This window comes from Neptuniibacter pectenicola (genome assembly GCF_001597735.1).
Taxonomy (GTDB): domain Bacteria; phylum Pseudomonadota; class Gammaproteobacteria; order Pseudomonadales; family Balneatricaceae; genus Neptuniibacter; species Neptuniibacter pectenicola.
This window is the reverse complement of record NZ_LUTS01000079.1, coordinates 1-464: the sequence shown is the minus strand read 5'-3', so window position 1 is coordinate 464 and position 464 is coordinate 1. Positions and strand designations below refer to the sequence as shown.

The window sequence follows — 464 nt, the reverse complement described above, 5'->3', positions numbered from 1 at the left end:
TTCCTCCTTCTTTCTCCCTTCCTCCCTTCTCTTTCTTTCTCCTCTTCCTTTTTTTCCCCCTTCCCCCCCCTCTCCTCTTCCCTCCCTTTTCCCCCTCTCCCCCTCTTTCTCTCCCCCTCTCCCCCTTTTCCCTTTTTCCTTTTTCCCCTTTTTCCTTTCCCCCCCTCCCTTTCTCTCTTCCCTTCCCTTCTCTTTCTTTTCTTTCTTTCCCTCCTTTTCCCCTCCCCTCCCCCCTCCCTCTCCCCCTTCCTTTTTTCTCTCTCCTCCCTTTTCTCTCTCCTCTCCTCCCTCCTCCCTTTCTTCTTCTTCCCCCCTCCCTTTTCTCCCCCTCTTTTTCCCCTTCCCCTTTTTCCTTCTCCCTTCTTCCTTTCCCTTCTCTTCCTCTCCCCCTCTCTCTCTCGCCTCCCTTTTCCTTCCCCTTCTCCTTCCTCTCCCTCCTCCTCCTTCCCTCTCTTCCACCCCTC

Annotated in this window: 1 protein-coding gene; it reads right to left on the bottom strand. The window is 54.5% G+C overall.

The window, feature by feature from the left end; translation table 11 throughout:
• The coding region (locus A3773_RS19810) for a hypothetical protein (RefSeq protein ID WP_197462842.1) at positions 1-464 on the bottom strand (464 nt) is incomplete at both ends.